Origin of the sequence: Salmonella sp. SAL4457 (genome assembly GCF_046548235.1) — a bacterium.
In the GTDB taxonomy this organism is placed as follows: Bacteria; Pseudomonadota; Gammaproteobacteria; order Enterobacterales; family Enterobacteriaceae; genus Salmonella; species Salmonella enterica.
Genome location: NZ_JBGDZO010000018.1, coordinates 1 through 982 on the forward strand (window position 1 = coordinate 1; position 982 = coordinate 982).

The 982-nt window shown below is 52.7% G+C and carries 1 rRNA gene; it reads right to left on the reverse strand.

From position 1 onward, the window contains the following. Window positions 1–982 (reverse strand): 23S ribosomal RNA (locus tag ACLJNW_RS22970); the annotation flags it as partial.

The following is a 982-nucleotide window of genomic DNA, read 5'->3' on the forward strand; positions in this document are numbered from 1 at the left end:
ACGGGTCCACGTTAGAACATCAAACATTAAAGGGTGGTATTTCAAGGTCGGCTCCACGCAGACTGGCGTCCACGCTTCAAAGCCTCCCACCTATCCTACACATCAAGGCTCAATGTTCAGTGTCAAGCTATAGTAAAGGTTCACGGGGTCTTTCCGTCTTGCCGCGGGTACACTGCATCTTCACAGCGAGTTCAATTTCACTGAGTCTCGGGTGGAGACAGCCTGGCCATCATTACGCCATTCGTGCAGGTCGGAACTTACCCGACAAGGAATTTCGCTACCTTAGGACCGTTATAGTTACGGCCGCCGTTTACCGGGGCTTCGATCAGGAGCTTCGCTTGCGCTGACCCCATCAATTAACCTTCCGGCACCGGGCAGGCGTCACACCGTATACGTCCACTTTCGTGTTTGCACAGTGCTGTGTTTTTAATAAACAGTTGCAGCCAGCTGGTATCTTCGACTGACTTCAGCTCCATGAGTAAATCACTTCACCTACGTGTCAGCGTGCCTTCTCCCGAAGTTACGGCACCATTTTGCCTAGTTCCTTCACCCGAGTTCTCTCAAGCGCCTTGGTATTCTCTACCTGACCACCTGTGTCGGTTTGGGGTACGATTTGATGTTACCTGATGCTTAGAGGCTTTTCCTGGAAGCAGGGCATTTGTTGCTTCAGCACCGTAGTGCCTCGTCGTCACGCCTCAGTGTTAAAGTGAACCGGATTTACCTGGAACACACACCTACACGCTTAAACCGGGACAACCGTCGCCCGGCCAACATAGCCTTCTCCGTCCCCCCTTCGCAGTAACACCAAGTACGGGAATATTAACCCGTTTCCCATCGACTACGCCTTTCGGCCTCGCCTTAGGGGTCGACTCACCCTGCCCCGATTAACGTTGGACAGGAACCCTTGGTCTTCCGGCGAGCGGGCTTTTCACCCGCTTTATCGTTACTTATGTCAGCATTCGCACTTCTGATACCTCCAGCA